The organism is Sulfitobacter dubius (genome assembly GCF_900113435.1).
Lineage (GTDB): Bacteria > Pseudomonadota > Alphaproteobacteria > Rhodobacterales > Rhodobacteraceae > Sulfitobacter > Sulfitobacter dubius.
This window is the reverse complement of the sequence record NZ_FOPG01000001.1, coordinates 1154340-1169998: the sequence shown is the minus strand read 5'-3', so window position 1 is coordinate 1169998 and position 15659 is coordinate 1154340. Positions and strand designations below refer to the sequence as shown.

Annotated in this window: 14 protein-coding genes; 12 read left to right on the top strand and 2 right to left on the bottom strand. The window is 61.2% G+C overall.

Features of this window, described 5'->3' with window-relative positions; translation table 11 throughout:
• The first annotated feature begins 84 nt into the window (after window positions 1–84).
• From BM229_RS05710 to glmM, 9 genes are all read left to right on the top strand, one after another.
• Window positions 85–1032, top strand: coding sequence for a glycine--tRNA ligase subunit alpha (locus BM229_RS05710; protein WP_093926666.1), 948 nt, complete (start codon window positions 85–87; stop codon window positions 1030–1032).
• Entirely contained in the window at window positions 1029–1544 is a 516-nt protein-coding gene (locus tag BM229_RS05705; protein ID WP_093926665.1) for a DUF6446 family protein, read from the top strand. The genes BM229_RS05710 and BM229_RS05705 overlap by 4 nt, the downstream gene beginning before the upstream one ends.
• Window positions 1545–1627: 83 nt before the next feature.
• Window positions 1628–2443, top strand: a complete 816-nt coding sequence (locus BM229_RS05700; RefSeq protein WP_244152118.1) for a DUF1206 domain-containing protein — start codon at window positions 1628–1630, stop codon at window positions 2441–2443.
• A 92-nt stretch (window positions 2444–2535) separates the two neighbouring features.
• Window positions 2536–4623, top strand: a complete 2088-nt coding sequence (gene glyS, locus BM229_RS05695) for a glycine--tRNA ligase subunit beta (RefSeq protein WP_093927230.1) — start codon at window positions 2536–2538, stop codon at window positions 4621–4623.
• Between the two features lie 74 nt (window positions 4624–4697).
• Window positions 4698–7235, top strand: coding sequence for a putative PEP-binding protein (locus BM229_RS05690; RefSeq protein WP_093926663.1), 2538 nt, complete (start codon window positions 4698–4700; stop codon window positions 7233–7235).
• A gap of 129 nt (window positions 7236–7364) precedes the next feature.
• Entirely contained in the window at window positions 7365–8006 is a 642-nt protein-coding gene (locus BM229_RS05685; protein ID WP_093926662.1) for a cell wall hydrolase, read from the top strand.
• A gap of 108 nt (window positions 8007–8114) precedes the next feature.
• Window positions 8115–9041, top strand: coding sequence for a dihydroneopterin aldolase (locus BM229_RS05680; RefSeq protein WP_093926661.1), 927 nt, complete (start codon window positions 8115–8117; stop codon window positions 9039–9041).
• Window positions 9041–10054, top strand: coding sequence for a dihydropteroate synthase (folP, locus tag BM229_RS05675; protein WP_093926660.1), 1014 nt, complete (start codon window positions 9041–9043; stop codon window positions 10052–10054). The genes BM229_RS05680 and folP overlap by 1 nt, the downstream gene beginning before the upstream one ends.
• A complete protein-coding gene (glmM, locus tag BM229_RS05670; RefSeq protein ID WP_093926659.1) occupies window positions 10051–11397 on the top strand; it encodes a phosphoglucosamine mutase in 1347 nt (448 codons plus the stop codon). Before folP ends, glmM begins: the two co-directional genes overlap by 4 nt.
• A gap of 6 nt (window positions 11398–11403) precedes the next feature.
• Here the strand turns inward: glmM and BM229_RS05665 are convergent, their stop codons facing one another.
• Window positions 11404–12324, bottom strand: coding sequence for a DMT family transporter (locus BM229_RS05665; RefSeq protein ID WP_093926658.1), 921 nt, complete (start codon window positions 12322–12324; stop codon window positions 11404–11406).
• A gap of 76 nt (window positions 12325–12400) precedes the next feature.
• The gene (ilvC, locus tag BM229_RS05660) at window positions 12401–13423 is read right to left on the bottom strand and encodes a ketol-acid reductoisomerase (RefSeq protein WP_067622701.1); all 1023 of its coding nucleotides are present in this window, start codon (window positions 13421–13423) and stop codon (window positions 12401–12403) included.
• 134 nt (window positions 13424–13557) lie between these two features.
• Here ilvC and BM229_RS05655 point away from each other — a divergent pair, with 134 nt between their 5' ends.
• The 3 genes from BM229_RS05655 to BM229_RS05645 all read left to right on the top strand — a co-directional run bounded on the left by BM229_RS05655 (window position 13558) and on the right by BM229_RS05645 (window position 15652).
• Entirely contained in the window at window positions 13558–14013 is a 456-nt protein-coding gene (locus tag BM229_RS05655) for an Lrp/AsnC family transcriptional regulator (RefSeq protein ID WP_093926657.1), read from the top strand.
• Window positions 14010–14465: an Lrp/AsnC family transcriptional regulator gene (locus BM229_RS05650; RefSeq protein WP_093926656.1), complete on the top strand. Its 456-nt coding sequence runs from the start codon at window positions 14010–14012 to the stop codon at window positions 14463–14465. Before BM229_RS05655 ends, BM229_RS05650 begins: the two co-directional genes overlap by 4 nt.
• A gap of 62 nt (window positions 14466–14527) precedes the next feature.
• Window positions 14528–15652 (top strand): aminotransferase class V-fold PLP-dependent enzyme, encoded by a 1125-nt coding sequence (locus BM229_RS05645; protein WP_093926655.1) that lies wholly within the window; start codon window positions 14528–14530, stop codon window positions 15650–15652.
• Window positions 15653–15659: the final 7 nt, after the last annotated feature.

Genomic DNA, 15659 nt, shown 5'->3' with positions numbered 1-15659 from the left:
GGGGCTGAATTTCTCACAAAGCTGCGATTGACCCCCATGGATTGCAGACGTAGGAAAGGCGCGCATCATTAAGGGGCAATCACCATGTCTGACGCGGCGCAGAAACCACGCTCTTTTCAAGAGATCATCCTTGCATTGCAGAGCTATTGGGCGCGGCAGGGCTGCGCGATCCTGCAACCCTATGACATGGAAGTGGGCGCGGGCACCTTTCACCCGGCCACCACGCTGCGCAGCCTTGGCACGCAGCCATGGGCCGCGGCCTATGTGCAGCCCTCGCGCCGCCCCACCGATGGGCGCTATGGTGAGAACCCAAACCGCTTGCAGCATTACTACCAGTATCAGGTGCTGATCAAACCGAGCCCGCCCAACCTGCAAGAACTGTACCTCGGCTCGCTTGAGGCCATCGGCATCGACATGGCGCTGCATGACATCCGTTTTGTCGAAGACGATTGGGAAAGCCCGACGCTGGGCGCGTGGGGGCTGGGCTGGGAGGTCTGGTGCGACGGGATGGAAGTCAGCCAGTTCACCTATTTCCAACAGGTCGGCGGTCACGACTGTCACCCCGTATCGGGCGAGTTGACCTATGGGTTGGAGCGTTTGGCGATGTATGTGCTGGGCGTCGATCACGTGATGGACATGCCCTTCAACAGCCCCAACGCGCCGATCCCGCTGACCTATGGCGATGTCTTCAAACAGACCGAAGAAGAATTCGCACGCTGGAACTTTGACACTGCCAATACCGAGGTGCTGCTCGATCAGTTCAACGAGGCTGAGGCACACTGCCAGTTCATCCTTGAGCAGCCCGCCGAGGACCCCAAGACCGGGAAACGCATCGTCATGGCGCATCCGGCCTATGACCAATGCATCAAGGCGAGCCACATCTTTAACCTTCTCGACGCCCGCGGCGTGATCTCGGTCACCGAACGGCAGGCCTATATCGGGCGCGTGCGGGCCTTGGCCAAACAATGCGCCGATGCCTTCGTGCAGACCCGTGCAGGTGGCTGGACACCTGACGCGGAAAGCGCGGCATGAGCGGCAAGATTGTTGGCATCGTGATCCTTGTATCTGCGCTGATCGCTGGGGCTGCACTTTATTATTTGCAGATCTACGGCTTTTACCACGAGGTGCCCGAGCCCAAGGTTGAACTGGTCTCGCTGACCTCGCAAGAGGCGGAAGAGATCGCCGCAGACAATCTGCAAGCCATCGACGCTGACAGCTCTCCGATCAGGTTCCGCGCATGCTTTACTCATGATATCAGCCTTGCCATGGCGACCGAGACCTATGAGATGACCGACCACACCGATCCGCGTAACGCCCCGGGCTGGTTCGATTGTTTCGACGCTCCGGCCATCGGGGCCGAGATTGAGGCTGGCACCGCGCTGACCTTCCTCGGCGGCAAAAACGTGCATTACGGCGTCGATCGGATTGTGGCGCTGACCGACGACGGGCGCGGCTATATTTGGCATGAGCTTAACGACTGCGGTGAGAAGTCATATGACGGCACCGTGGTGGGCGAAGCCTGCCCAGAGCGGCCTGCGAACTAAGACAATAAAGGTTCCGCGCAGAAAATAGCGCGGAACCTTTTGCCCGCGCCGAACGCTTGTTCTCCATTAGAACGGGGGCACGGGTGACAGACAAATCACATGAAGGACTGAAGTGGGTGATGCGCGCGGGCTATGGCGCGCGGGGCGTAATCTATACGATCATCGGCAGTCTGGCGCTGCTGGCCGCGTTCAAATCGACTCAAGCTTCAGGTACCAAAGATGCCCTCGCTGCACTGCGGGACGAACCCTACGGGGTGCCAGCGCTTCTTGCTATTGGGGTCGGGTTGCTGGCCTATTTGGTATGGCGTGTGGTTGCTGGGGTGCAGGACGTCGAAAATCAAGGAACTGATCCCAAGGGGCTAATTGCGCGGCTGGGGCAAATCACCACTGGGCTGATCCACGGCGGTATCGGCGTTTCAGTATTGGCGCTGGCGATGAGTGGGAAGAACAGCGGCGGCGACACCACGCAAGACTGGACACAAAAGCTGATGTCGATGCCGATGGGCCGCTATGTCGTGTCAGCGATTGCGCTGATCTTGCTCGGCGCGGGTATCTATTATGCCTACAAAGGCTGGAGTGGGAGCTACAAAGGCCATCTGGCCCGCACACATTTCACCGAAAGCATTGACCCTATTCTGACCATCGGCCTCGTTGTCTATGGTATCATGATGGCGTTGGTTGCCGGGTCATTAGGTTATGCCGCACTCACGGCCAATCCCGAACAGGCGGGCGGTTTGGGCAAAGCGTTGCAAGACCTGCGCAGCATGGCCTTTGGGCGTTTTTTGCTTGGCGGTGCCGGGTTGGGGCTGATCGGTTTTGCGATCTATAACTTCGTTGAGGCTGCCTACCGGGTAGTGCCGAAATTCTCCGACCCCGATATCCGCACCTTGTTGGATTAAACGCAGGGCGGGGGGCTAGACCCTCCGCCTAGCACTCGTTATCCAAGCCCCCGATGAGACGCCGCCGTCGCGGCAAGAATTGGGGGCCGCCCGTGCCAGATCTGCTGATTGAACTTTTCTCCGAAGAAATCCCTGCGCGGATGCAGAAACGTGCTGGTGAAGACCTGCAAAAGCTGGTGACCAACGGTCTGGTCGAAGCTGGTTTGACCTATGGCTCCGCCGCCGTTTTCACCACCCCGCGCCGACTGACCCTGGCGCTTGGCGATATGCTTGCCGCCAGCCCGCGACAGGTGGAAGAACGCAAAGGCCCGAAAGCCGACGCGCCCGAGAAAGCCATCGAAGGTTTTTTGCGCGGTGCTGGTCTGACCCGTGATCAGTTAGAGGAACGCGACACGCCCAAGGGCAAGATCCTCTTTGCCAAGATCGAAAAGCCGGGCCGCCCGGCGGCTGAGATCGTGGCCGAAGTGCTGGAACAAACCATCCGCAACTTCCCCTGGCCAAAGTCGATGCGGTGGGGCACGGGGAGCCTCAAATGGGTTCGCCCGCTGCATTCGATCCTTTGCGTCATCAGCGATGAGGCCGGGGCCGAGGTTGTGCCGCTGACCATCGACGGCATCGCCGCTGGCAACACCACACGCGGGCACCGTTTCCTTGCACCGGCTGAGATCGAAGTCTCGGGGTTCGAGGATTATCAAGACAAACTCTCACGCGCCTTTGTCGTGCTCGACCCCGCGGCGCGGGCCGATACGATTTGGCATGACGCGACCAACATGGCCTTCGCCGCCGGGTTGGAAGTGGTTGAGGACGCAGGGCTTCTGGCCGAAGTTGCCGGGCTGGTTGAATACCCCGTCGTGCTGATGGGCCGCATCGGCGAGGATTTCCTCGGACTGCCGCCCGAGGTGCTGCAAACGTCGATGAAAGAGCACCAAAAGTTCTTCTCGGTCCGCAATCCGAAGTCGGGTCAGATCGAGCGTTTCGTCACCGTTGCCAACCGCACAACCGCCGACGAGGGTGCCACGATCCTTACCGGCAACGAAAAAGTGCTGGGCGCGCGGCTGTCGGATGCGAAGTTCTTCTGGGACAATGACCTGCGCACCGTGACCTCGGGCGCGGGGATGGAGACTTGGGTCAAAGCGCTGGAAAACGTTACCTTCCACAACAAGCTCGGCACCCAGGCCGAGTTGATCGACCGCATGGCCACTCTCTCGCGCGAATTGGCGCCGCTGGTCGGCGCCGACGCCGATGAGGCCGAGCAGGCGGCGCGGGTGGCCAAGGCCGACCTCAGCTCCGAAATGGTCTATGAATTCCCCGAATTGCAGGGCCTGATGGGCAGCTATTACGCGCGCAAGGCGGGGATGTCGGATGCCGTGGCCGATGCAGCGAAAGATCACTACGCGCCGCTAGGGCCGTCCGATGACGTGCCAACAGCGCCGGTGTCGATCGCTGTGGCTTTGGCCGAGAAGATCGACAAGCTGACCGGCTTTTGGGCGATTGATGAGAAACCCACCGGGAGCAAGGACCCCTTTGCGCTGCGGCGTGCAGCTTTGGGGGTTATTCGGATTTTGTTGGAGAATGATGTGTCGCTGTCGCTGAACGACGTGCTGGGGCAAAGCGCCGAGATCGTCGGAGACCGCGATGCAGGCCGGGCTGATATCGCGGATATTCGGGGCTTCATCCACGACCGCCTCAAAGTCTACCTGCGCGACCTAGGCATCCGTCACGACGTCATCGACGCCTGTATCGCTATGGACGGCAGCGAAGACCTGACCCTCTTGGTCAAACGCGCCCGCGCCCTGTCGGAGACGCTGAAAACCGACGACGGCGAGAACCTGATCCAAGGCTTCAAGCGCGCCAACAACATCCTCAGCCAAGCCGAAGAGGCCGATGGCGTGGAATACTCCTTCGGCGCTGATCCGAAGTTTGCCGAGACGGATGCTGAAAAAGACCTCTTCGCCGCGCTCGACAAAGCCGAGGCCAAGATCACCTCGGCGATGGCCGCGCAGGATTTCTCGACCGCGATGGCGGCCATGGCCGAATTGCGCGGGCCGATTGATGCTTTTTTTGAAGCGGTGCAGGTCAATGCCGACAACCCCACAGTGCGGCGCAACCGGCTTAATCTGCTGAGCCGCATTCGCACGATCTGTAGTGCCGTGGCGGACTTGACCAAACTGGACGGCTGACCGCGGAGGGGGCGAGATCACTTGCCCCTTCTGCCTCAACCCCTATGCTGCACCGGAACGATTAAGGTGCCGCAGTGCAGAATGATCCCCATACCACGCTGGTGACCCCCACCGCGCCGATTGCCAATACCACCCACGGCGGGCGGGCCAAATGCCTGCAACGTCTTGTGCGGCTCGACCTGCCGGTGCCACGGACCATTGCGCTGTCATTTGACGCGGTGCAGCAGATCGCGCGGGGGCAGATGCCTGATGTGCAGGGAGTGGTCGATCAGTTCCCCAAAGGGGCGCTTCTTTGTGTGCGGCCCTCCAGCCAAGACCCTGATTGGGGCGGGCCGGGCGCGGTGTTGAACATCGGGATCAACGACGCGCTCTTTGAAAGCTACGCGGGCACCATCGGCGAAGGCCCGGCAGCGGCGCTTTATTCGCGGTTTGTGCAGTCCTATGCGGTCAATGTCGCGCGGCTGGATCCGGATATGTTCGACGATGTGAACGGCGATGGCCGCGCGGCGCTGATGGCCTCCTTGCGCGCTTATGAAGCCGAGACGGAAGAGCGTTTCCCCCAAGACCCGGCGACCCAGCTTGCTGCTGTGCTGCGCTCCATGGCGCGGGCGTGGAACGGGACCTCGGCGCGGCTGCTCCGGCAGGCTAAGGGCGCGCCTGCGGATGCGGGGTTGGGGCTGGTGGTTCAGGAAATGGCCTTTGGTGTGGGGCAGGGGCAGTGCGGCTCGGGTGTGTTGCAACTGGTCGATAGCGATACCGGCCTGCCGCAAATCACCGGGCGATACCTCAGCCAAAGCCAAGGCCGCGATGCGCTGGAGGGTGATGCCGCAGCGATGTATCTCACCCGTGATCCGCGCGGGCCGTCGTTGGAAGAGCTGGTGCCCGATGCCTTTGCGGAATTGAAGGATCACGCGGCGCTGATGCGCAAGAGGCTTCGGGCCGAGATGCAGGTCGAGTTTGTTATCGATCAAGGCAAGCTGCATATCTTGGACGGTGTGAAGGTCGCGCGTTCCTCTCGGGCCGCCGTGCGGATCGCTGTGGCGCTGGCCGACGAAGGGATCATTAGCCGCGAGGAAGCGCTCATGCGGGTGCAACCGCGCACTCTGTCGGAACTGCTTCACCGTCAGGTTGACCCAAGCGCCAAACGCGACGTGATCGGGCGCGGCATCGCGGCCAGCCCGGGTGCGGCGACGGGGCGGATCGTCTTTTCCGCCAGCGACGCGCAGGCCAGCGCCGCGCGGGGGGAGCCTTGCATCCTCGTCCGGCGTGAGACCTCGCCTGAGGATATTCGCGGCATGCATGCCGCTGCCGCCGTGCTGACCGAACGCGGCGGCATCACCAGCCATGCGGCGGTGATTGGGCGCGGCATGGGGCTTCCTTGCGTTGTCGGTGCGTCGAACATGCGCTTTATCGTTACCCAGCGGCAGATCATCGCCCCTGATGGGCGGGTCTTTGTCGAAGGGGATCAGATCACCGTCGACGGCTCGACCGGGCAGGTGCTGGCCGGGGCGGCCAAGATGCAAGAAGCCGCACTTGACGATACCTTCACCCGGCTGATGGGCTGGGCCGAGGATGTGGCCGACATCGGCATTCGCGCCAATGCCGACACGCCAGCCGATGCGCAGACCGCGCGCAATTTCAACGCCCATGGCATCGGGCTTTGCCGCACCGAACATATGTTTTTTGAGCCCGGTCGCCTGACCGTGATGCGCGAGATGATCTTTGCCGAAAGCGGCGAAGACCGCCGCGCCGTGCTGGAACGCCTGCTGCCCATGCAGCGCGAGGATTTTACCCAGTTGTTCCGCATCATGCAGGGGCAACCTGTCTGCATTCGCCTGTTCGATCCGCCGCTGCATGAATTCCTGCCTTCCGACAAGGCCGGGCAGCGCGAATTGGCCGAGGCGCTTGGCCTCCAGATGTCCGACGTGACGCGCCGCGTGGCGGCGATGACGGAGTATAACCCGATGCTGGGCCTGCGCGGCGTGCGGCTCGGGGTGACGGTGCCGGAAATCTACGAAATGCAGGCCCGCGCGATCTTTGAAGCGACCATTGAGGCCAGCCGGGATGGTGAGCCTGTGGTGCCCGAGATCATGATCCCACTGGTCAGCGCCCGGCGCGAGGTCGAATTGGTCAAAGCCAGCGTTGATGCCGTGGCCGCCGCCGTGCGCAGCGAGCGTGACGCGAGCTTTACCTATCGCCTCGGCGTCATGGTAGAGACCCCGCGCGCCTGTTTGCGTGCCGAGGAAATCGCGCCGCATTGCGCCTTTCTCAGTTTCGGGACCAACGATCTGACGCAGATGACCTACGGCCTCTCGCGCGACGACGCAGGCCGCTTTATGTCGAACTACGTCCAACAAGGGGTCTACCCGGAGGATCCCTTCCATGTGCTCGACACCGATGGGGTCGGCGAATTGCTGCAGCTTGGGGCGGAAAGGGGGCGCAAAGCCCAGCCCGGAATCACCCTTTCGATCTGTGGGGAGCATGGCGGGAACCCCGAATCCATCGCTTTTTGCCGCGAATCGGGCTTTGATTATGTTTCTTGTTCGCCGTTTCGCGTGCCGGTTGCACGTTTGGCCGCCGCCCAACTCGCCATTGCCCACAAGATCGGGTAGGGGCGGCGGGCCGTAGCGCAACTTATACCATAATTCGGCGGGTTTCTGCACATAACGTCTGGCCGGGTTTACCACCGGGAACCTTTTGGCTATCCGCCCCGCAGCCCTAACAATGATGCGAGGCGCATAATGCGTTTTATCCGGTCGATCTCTTTTGCGTTATCCGTTGCTGTGTGCAGCGCCCCCTTGGCCGCTGTCGCCAGTTCCGAGAGCGCCAGCAATCTTGCGCAGATCGAAATTCAGGGCCTGAAATCCGCGGGCGCAGCCCGGCTTCAGGAAATGGTCGCGCAGCCTGCATCAGCCAGCGAGACGGATGTGAAGTTCTCGAAGGCATGGATCGACAGCCAGCCCAAGGCCAAAACCAGCGCAGAGTTGCAGTGTCTTGCCGAGGCGCTTTACTTTGAAGCCCGCGGTGAGACCGTCAAAGGTCAGTTCGCCGTGGCCGAAGTGATTATGAACCGCGTGAAATCGGCCCGCTTCCCCGGTACGCTTTGCGGTGTGATCAATCAAGGAACGGGCCGCAAGTACCAGTGCCAGTTCACATATACCTGCGATGGCAACAAAGAAGTCATCAATGAACCGCGCGCTTTTGCCCGTGTCTCTAAGGTGGCGCGTGCGATCATCGACGGTTCCGCGCCCAAGCTGACCAATGGCGCGACCCATTATCACACCACTGCTGTGAACCCCAACTGGGCGCGCGTCTATACCAAGACGGCCCGGATCGGTCAGCATCTTTTCTATCGTCACACTTGGAAAACCGCGTCGAATTGATTTCGCGCGGGCCGCGCTTTGGGGTGCTGGCCTGCTGGCGGTGGGCCTGTTAAAGCTGCTAAAGAAGCGCCCCGAGGGGCCGTTACCCTGATCCGATAGGCGCTGCCGATGTCCGACGAAATCCGACTTGCCTTTGCGCATCCGTCTGAGCGGGCCGAGACGATGGCCGGGCCCGAGCCGCGCGACCGGATTTCGCTGCGTGACCATATTGTCGAAGTAGAGATCGGCGCCTTTCAGGCCGAGCGGGACGTGACCCAACGGGTCTGCTTTAACGTGGTCGTCGAAGTGATGCCGCTGACAGGTGTGGTGGATGACGACGTGGATCGCATCCTTTCGTATGACCGTGTGACCGAGGCGATTGCCGCCGAGCTTGCTGCCGAACGGCTCAACCTTTTGGAGACGCTGGCCGAGCGGGTGGCAGACCGGATCTTGGTCGAGCCGCAGGCGATGCGGGTCTTTGTGCGAATCGAAAAGTTGGACCGTGGCCCCGGCGCGCTTGGGGTTGAGATCGTGCGGGCACGGGGCGGAGATGCCACGCCGCAAGACCCCGCGATTGAGACGCCGCAACCGCTTGTCGTCTATCTGTCGAATGCTGCCATTACCTCCCCCCATTTGATTGACTGGCTTGACCAGTTGGAAGCGTCGGCGCAGCCGGTGATCTTGTGCGTCGGCCCGGCTGACATCGCCACGCCGCAGGCCGGGCAGGAAAAAGCGCAACGCCATATTGATTTGCTGGCGATAGAACAGAACGCTTGGATGGTCTTTGGCCGCGACCCCCGCTGCGCCGTTGTGGGCAGCCGGACAGAGCTGGACTGGGCGATGAAAAACGATCAGATATGCATCTGGGCCCCTTCGCGGATCGTACTGGATGCCGTCGACGGCCCTGCCGCTGCACCGCATGAGGCACCGGCGCTGGCGGCGTGGTTCGCGGCAAGCCTTGCTGCGACGGAACTGCTTATTGTTGGTGCTGCCCTCCCAGAGATTGCGGAGCTGCCGACGCGCGCACTGTCGATCGATACGGCAAAGATCGCGTAATGGCAGACTACTTCCGTCCCCTCGTTCAAATCGACCCGGCACGACCCGAAGGGGCTATGTCCCTCGCAGGTGGCTGGGGTTGGTTTAGCCATGTTGAAGTGCTGTCGCGTGCGCGCGCCGGGAAAGTCATCTCGGCAGCGGATTTACCCAAATCGGCCCTGGACGCGTTGACCACGACGCGTGCGCCTATTGCGGGGCTTGCCCTCGACCGCCCGCGCGTCATGGGCATCCTTAACGCCACACCAGACAGTTTTTCCGATGGGGGCCGTCACGCTGATCCGCAAGTTGCAGTGGAGGCAGGCATGGCGATGCGTGCGGCGGGTGTCGATATGCTCGACGTTGGCGGCGAATCGACCCGTCCGGGGGCCGAAACGGTGCCTGAGGGCGAAGAGATTGACCGAATTGTGCCAGTTATCGCAGGGCTTCGCACCGCAGGAACAGGGGCGATCAGCATCGACAGCCGCAAGGCCGCCGTGGCCGAGGCCGCTGTGGGGGCTGGGGCTGATCTGGTCAATGACGTTGCCGCCCTTACGTTCGATCCCGCCCTTGCGCCTTTCTGTGCGGCGCGGAAACTGCCCGTTTGTGTGATGCACGCTCAGGGTGATCCGGCGACGATGCAACGTGATCCGCGCTATGAGGACGTGCTGCTTGATGTCTATGACTACCTAGCCGACCGCATCGCCGCGCTGGAGGCGCAAGGCATCGCGCGGCACAATATTATCGCCGACCCCGGCATCGGCTTTGGCAAAACGTTAGAGCATAACCTTGCGCTGTTGGCGCGGCTGAGCTTGTTTCACAGCCTTGGCGTACCGATTTTGCTGGGCGCGTCGCGTAAGCGGTTCATAGGCACTATCGGCGGAGGAGAGGCTGGCGCAGACCGTGCTCCCGGTTCAATTGCCGTGGCGCTGGCGGCGCTCAGCCACGGGATACAGTTCTTACGCGTTCATGACGTAGCGCAAACCATTCAGGCGATTGCACTTTACCGTGCTGCCATGGCAGGAAAACAAATATGACAAAGCTTTTTGGTACCGATGGCGTGCGTGGCACGGCCAATATTCACCCCATGACCGCCGAAATGGCGTTGCGCATCGGCGCGGCTGTTGGGCGATATTTCCGGCGCGAGAAGGATACCGTGCACCGTGTGGTGATCGGCAAAGACACCCGGCTTTCTGGCTATATGTTTGAAAACGCTTTGACGGCTGGGCTGACGAGCACTGGGATGAACGTTCTGCTGCTTGGTCCGGTGCCGACACCGGCAGTCGGGCTTTTGACCCGCTCCATGCGGGCCGATTTGGGGGTCATGATTTCGGCCAGTCACAATCCGGCCAGCGACAATGGTATCAAGTTTTTCGGACCGGATGGGTTCAAACTCTCTGACCAAGTTGAGCAGGAGATCGAGGCGCTGGTCGCCGAGGGGGTGGAGCCTACGGCTCCCAACCAGATCGGCCGCGCCAAGCGGATCGACGACAGCCGCTATCGTTATATTGAGCGGGTCAAATCGACTTTCCCGCGTCAGATGCGTCTGGATGGGCTAAAAGTGGTGATCGATTGTGCCCATGGTGCGGCCTATCACGTCGCCCCCATGGCCCTCTGGGAATTAGGCGCCACGGTTATCCCTGTGGGCGTGGCACCCAATGGCCTCAACATCAATGATGGGTGCGGGTCTACCCAACCACAATCCGCAGCCGAGGCCGTGGTCGCAAATGGCGCGGACGTCGGCATTTGCCTTGATGGTGATGCGGATCGGGTGATCTTGATCGACCAGAATGGGCGGATTGGCGACGGGGATCAGTTCATGGCGCTGATGGCGTCGCGTTGGGCTGCGGATAGCCGGCTGGCGAACAAGTCGCTTGTTGCCACGGTAATGAGCAACCTTGGACTTGAGCGGTTTCTCAATGATCGCGGTGTGCAACTGGAGCGGACCGCCGTTGGCGACCGATATGTGGTGGAGCGGATGCGGGCGGGGGGCTTTAACCTCGGCGGAGAACAATCGGGCCATATCGTCATGACCGATCACGCCACCACCGGTGATGGTCTGATGGCCGGGCTACAGTTTTTGGCCGAGATGGTCCGTTCGGGGAAGCCTGCCTCTGAACTGCTTTATCAATTCGATCCGGTGCCGCAACTGCTGAAAAACGTGCGTTTCTCTGCCGGTCAGACCCCGTTGGAGGATACACAGGTCAAGGCCGCCATCGCGCAGGCTGAGGCCGATCTGGCGCAGGGTGGGCGGCTGTTGATCCGCAAATCAGGCACCGAGCCTTTGGTGCGCGTCATGGCAGAGCATGAGGATGCGGAGCTGATGGAACGGGCTGTGGACAGTGTGGTTGATGCCGTGAACCGGGCGGTGGGCAGCTAAGCCACTTTATCCGCGCTGGAACAACCGTTTCAGCGCGCCGTATTGGCTGAGCCCGACCCCCGCGAGGATCAGCGCCATCGCATAAAGCAGTGACATCGGCAGCGGTTCTGACAGCACCAGCGCACCCAGAAGGACCGACCAGACCGGCACTTGGTAATTCACTAGGGACATAAAGACCGGCCCAGCAGTGCGCACCACGTAGACCCGCAGGAAAGCTGCGCCTGCTGTAGGGACGAGGCCAAGAAAGGCCAACACACCCAAAATTTTAGGCGCGGGCATGGGGGGCGGGCCTTCGCTGAGGAAAGCGGCAGGCAACATGATACTGGCGCCGACCAGCATGAGGATTGTGGCCAGCCCTATGGGGTCGACCGACGGCAAGCGGCGCATAAGGATCGAACTGACGGCATAACACGAGGCTGCGCCGACGCAGGCGATCCGCCCCGCAGTTTCCATCGCGGCTCCCGTGCTTTCAAATGCTTGGCCGCCAATCAGCACCACCACGCCGACAAAGCCGATGACGAATCCGCCGACTTTACGCGGAGTCATGTTTTCGCCGGGAAGCAGGAAATGCGCCAGCGGCAGAACGATCAGCGCAACCGAGGCCATGGTCACCCCGGCAAAACCAGAGGTTACAAATTGTTGCCCCCATGCGAGCAGCGAGAAGGGTAAGGCAGAGCTAATGATGCCGATGGTGATTAGGATCGCGACGTTTCCGCGCGTTGGGCGCTTTGTAAAAAGCGCGAAACCGCGCACGGCCCATAGCGCAAGCATAACCATCGAGGCAAACCCGATCCGAGAGGCGGCGAGCCAGAAGGGTGTGATGCCCGTAAGTGCAATTTCGATGGCCAGAAAGGTGCCGCCCCAGACAAAGCCCAGAATGGCGATCAGCAGCCAACTGGTGCGGGTGATCTGAGGTGTGGTGTTCATCGGGGCTCCGGCGTGAAGGCAAAGACCCCGGCGCGAGGCCGGGGTCGATGTCGTCTTGTCTGTAGGTGGAAATGGCTCAGTTCTTGGCCTTGTCCACCATCTTGCCTGCGGAAATCCAAGGCATCATCTCACGCAGTTTCGCGCCGACCTGTTCGATGCGGTGTTCGTCATTGATGCGACGTGTGGCTTTGAACGAAGGCTGGCCGACGGCGTTTTCTTGCATGAAGTCGCGCACGAACTTGCCGTTCTGGATGTCCGTCAGCACGTCTTTCATGCGCTTCTTGGTCTCGTCGTAAGGCAGGATGCGGGGGCCTGAGACATATTCGCCGTATTCCGCGGTGTTCGAGATCGAGTAGTTCATGTTGGCGATGCCGCCTTCATAGATCAGGTCGACGATCAGCTTCACTTCGTGGAGGCACTCGAAATAGGCCATCTCAGGGGCGTAGCCCGCTTCGACCAGTGTCTCAAAGCCCATGCGGATCAGTTCAACCAAGCCTCCGCAAAGCACGGCCTGCTCACCGAAGAGGTCGGTTTCGCATTCTTCGCGGAAGTTGGTTTCGATGATGCCCGAACGGCCGCCACCGATGGCGGAGCAATAGGAGAGGCCGATTTCCAGCGCTTTGCCGGAGGCGTCTTTGTCGACGGCCACGAGGCAGGGCACGCCGCCGCCTTTGGTGTATTCGCCGCGCACGGTGTGGCCGGGGCCCTTGGGCGCCATCATGATCACGTCGACGCCTTCTTTCGGCTCGATCAGGCCGAAGTGGACGTTCAGACCGTGGGCGAATGCGATGGCGGCACCTTCGCGGATGTTGTCATGCACGTATTTCTTGTATGTTTCGGCCTGAAGTTCATCGGGCATTGTGAACATGATCAGGTCGGCCCAAGCAGCCGCTTCGGCGATGCCCATGACCTTGAGGCCTTCGCCTTCGGCCTTGGCGGCGGAGGCAGAGCCTTCGCGCAGGGCGACGACGAGGTTCTTGGCACCGGAATCGCGCAGATTCAGGGCGTGGGCGTGGCCTTGGGAACCGTAGCCGAGGATGGCTACTTTTTTGTCCTTGATGAGGTTCACGTCGCAATCGCGGTCGTAGTAAACGCGCATGTTCTTGTCCTTTGGTTGATCTCTATCTGGGGTTCACCATAGCGATCTTGCGTCTAGGAGCCATTGTCATCGCAGAGGTATTTGTGAAAGGATGAAGATAGTTATTCGTAGTTTCGATGTAAAACGGAAATATCATGCTTGATGATCTGGATCGCCGTATTTTGCGCTATTGGCAGGCGGAGCCGAGTCTCAGCCCCGGGGAGCTGGCGGAGCGGTGCAATATCACCTCCGGCAAAGCGGCGCGACGGATTGCGCGGCTGCAAGATCAGGGGATCGTGCAGGGCAGCGGTGTGGTGATTGATTGGGCCGCACTTGGTTATGCGTTGGAAGTGTCCTTGCGGGTGACACTGGACAAAACGCAGGCCAATGCCTTTGACATATTCATGGCGGCGGCGCGGCAGGTGCCTGAGGTGATCGAGTTGCAGACCTTTTTGGGGCGTGTCGATCTGCGGCTGTCGATCATCGCGCGGGACATGGGGCATTATCAGCAGATTTACCGCAGCCGCATTCTGACCCTGCCGCATATCGCCGAGATCGAAGCGTTGATGCATGTGGCGCGGATCAAGACGCAGGAGGGGCTGCCGTTGTGATTGAGCTTGATGAGATCGACCGCGCCTTGCTGCGCGCTTTGGCGCGGGATGCCACACAGAGTGCGAGTGCCTTGGGGCGGCGGTTTGGTCTGTCGCAGCCTGCAACGTGGCGGCGCATCAGGCGGCTGGAGGAGGGCGGCGCGATTTCGGGTCGGCGGTTGCGGTTGAATGCCGAGGCGTTGGGTTTTGGCGTGACCGTTTTTCTGGGCATCAAACTGGCCACGCGGGGCCGGGTGAGTTTGGAGGATTTCGAGCGGGCGGTTTCGGCCATTCCCGAGGTGCAGACGGTAGAGCATGTCTTGGGACTTTTCGACTACCGTCTGCGGGTCGTGGCGCGGGACCTGCCTGACTTCGAGCGTGTGCTGAGGCGGCGGATCATGACCCTGCCCGGCGCGGGAGAGGTGGAGGCCAATGTGCTTTTGAGCGAGGAGCGTTTGCCAGGGCCGCTTTAGCCGCGAATTGCCTTTTGCGTCGGCGGGCCATATGCCTTTGATCGAAAGATGGAGGAAGAACGATGGCATTGCTCGACACGGTAGACCCCACGGGGCTTGATGAATTCAGCGTGGTCTTTACCGACCGGTCGCTCAACCACATGTCGGCGGAATTTCAGCAGGTCATGCGCGACCTCTCGGGCTGGCTGGGCGAGGTTTATAACGCCGACGCTGTGGCGCTGGTGCCCGGCGGTGGTACCTATGCGATGGAGGCCGTGGCCCGGCAATTCGCGCGCGGCCAAGACGTGTTGGTGGTGCGCAACGGGTGGTTTTCCTACCGTTGGAGCCAGATCATTGAGAGCGCCGATCTGACCAAGAGTGCCGAGGTGATGAAGGCGCGGATGCAGGGCAACGCCAGCCCCGCGCCCTTTGCGCCCGCGCCGATTGAAGAGGTCACCGCGGCTATTCGCGCGCAGAAACCGCAGGTCGTGTTTGCACCGCATGTGGAGACCAGCTCGGGCATGATCCTGCCAGATGACTACATTAAAGAAATGGCCGCGGCGGCGCATGAGGTCGGCGCGTTGATGGTGCTTGATTGCATCGCCTCGGGCTGTGTCTGGGTGGATATGAAGGCACTTGGCGTCGATGTGTTGATCTCGGCCCCGCAGAAAGGGTGGAGCGCGTCGCCTTCCGCTGGGCTGGTGATGATGTCCGCGCGGGCGGAGGCGCGGTTGAACGAGACGACGTCGGACAGTTTCGCCATCGACCTGCGCAAGTGGCGCGACATTATGAAAGCCTATGAGGCCGGGGGGCACGCTTATCATGCGACCATGCCGACGGATGCGCTGCGGCTGTTCCGTGATACGGTGAAAGAGACCCGCGATTATGGGTTTGACCGGTTGAAAGAGGCGCAGTGGCGTTTGGGGGAAGCGGTGCGGCAGGCGCTGGCCGCACGGGGTGTGACTTCGGTTGCTGCTGATGGTTTCGCCGCGCCGGGCGTGGTGGTCGGCTATACCGCCGATCCGGATGTGCAAAACGGCAAGGCTTTTGCCGCTCAAGGCATGCAGATTGCTGCCGGGGTGCCGTTGCAGGTGGGAGAGCCGGATGATTTCCGCACCTTCCGTCTTGGGCTGTTCGGGTTGGATAAGCTCTATGACGTTGACGCGACCGTGGCACGGTTGACGGCTGTGCTCGACGAGGTTTTGTAAGGCAGGC

Excerpts from the sequence above, each read along its gene's own strand:
- BM229_RS05680 (WP_093926661.1), top strand. The coding sequence starts at position 8,115 with ATGTCCGACGAAATCCGACTTGCCTTTGCGCATCCGTCTGAGCGGGCC.
- BM229_RS05705 (WP_093926665.1), top strand. The coding sequence starts at position 1,029 with ATGAGCGGCAAGATTGTTGGCATCGTGATCCTTGTATCTGCGCTGATC.
- BM229_RS05685 (WP_093926662.1), top strand. The coding sequence starts at position 7,365 with ATGCGTTTTATCCGGTCGATCTCTTTTGCGTTATCCGTTGCTGTGTGC.
- BM229_RS05645 (WP_093926655.1), top strand. The coding sequence starts at position 14,528 with ATGGCATTGCTCGACACGGTAGACCCCACGGGGCTTGATGAATTCAGC.
- ilvC (WP_067622701.1), bottom strand. The coding sequence starts at position 13,423 with ATGCGCGTTTACTACGACCGCGATTGCGACGTGAACCTCATCAAGGAC.
- BM229_RS05655 (WP_093926657.1), top strand. The coding sequence starts at position 13,558 with ATGCTTGATGATCTGGATCGCCGTATTTTGCGCTATTGGCAGGCGGAG.
- folP (WP_093926660.1), top strand. The coding sequence starts at position 9,041 with ATGGCAGACTACTTCCGTCCCCTCGTTCAAATCGACCCGGCACGACCC.
- BM229_RS05665 (WP_093926658.1), bottom strand. The coding sequence starts at position 12,324 with ATGAACACCACACCTCAGATCACCCGCACCAGTTGGCTGCTGATCGCC.
- glmM (WP_093926659.1), top strand. The coding sequence starts at position 10,051 with ATGACAAAGCTTTTTGGTACCGATGGCGTGCGTGGCACGGCCAATATT.
- BM229_RS05710 (WP_093926666.1), top strand. The coding sequence starts at position 85 with ATGTCTGACGCGGCGCAGAAACCACGCTCTTTTCAAGAGATCATCCTT.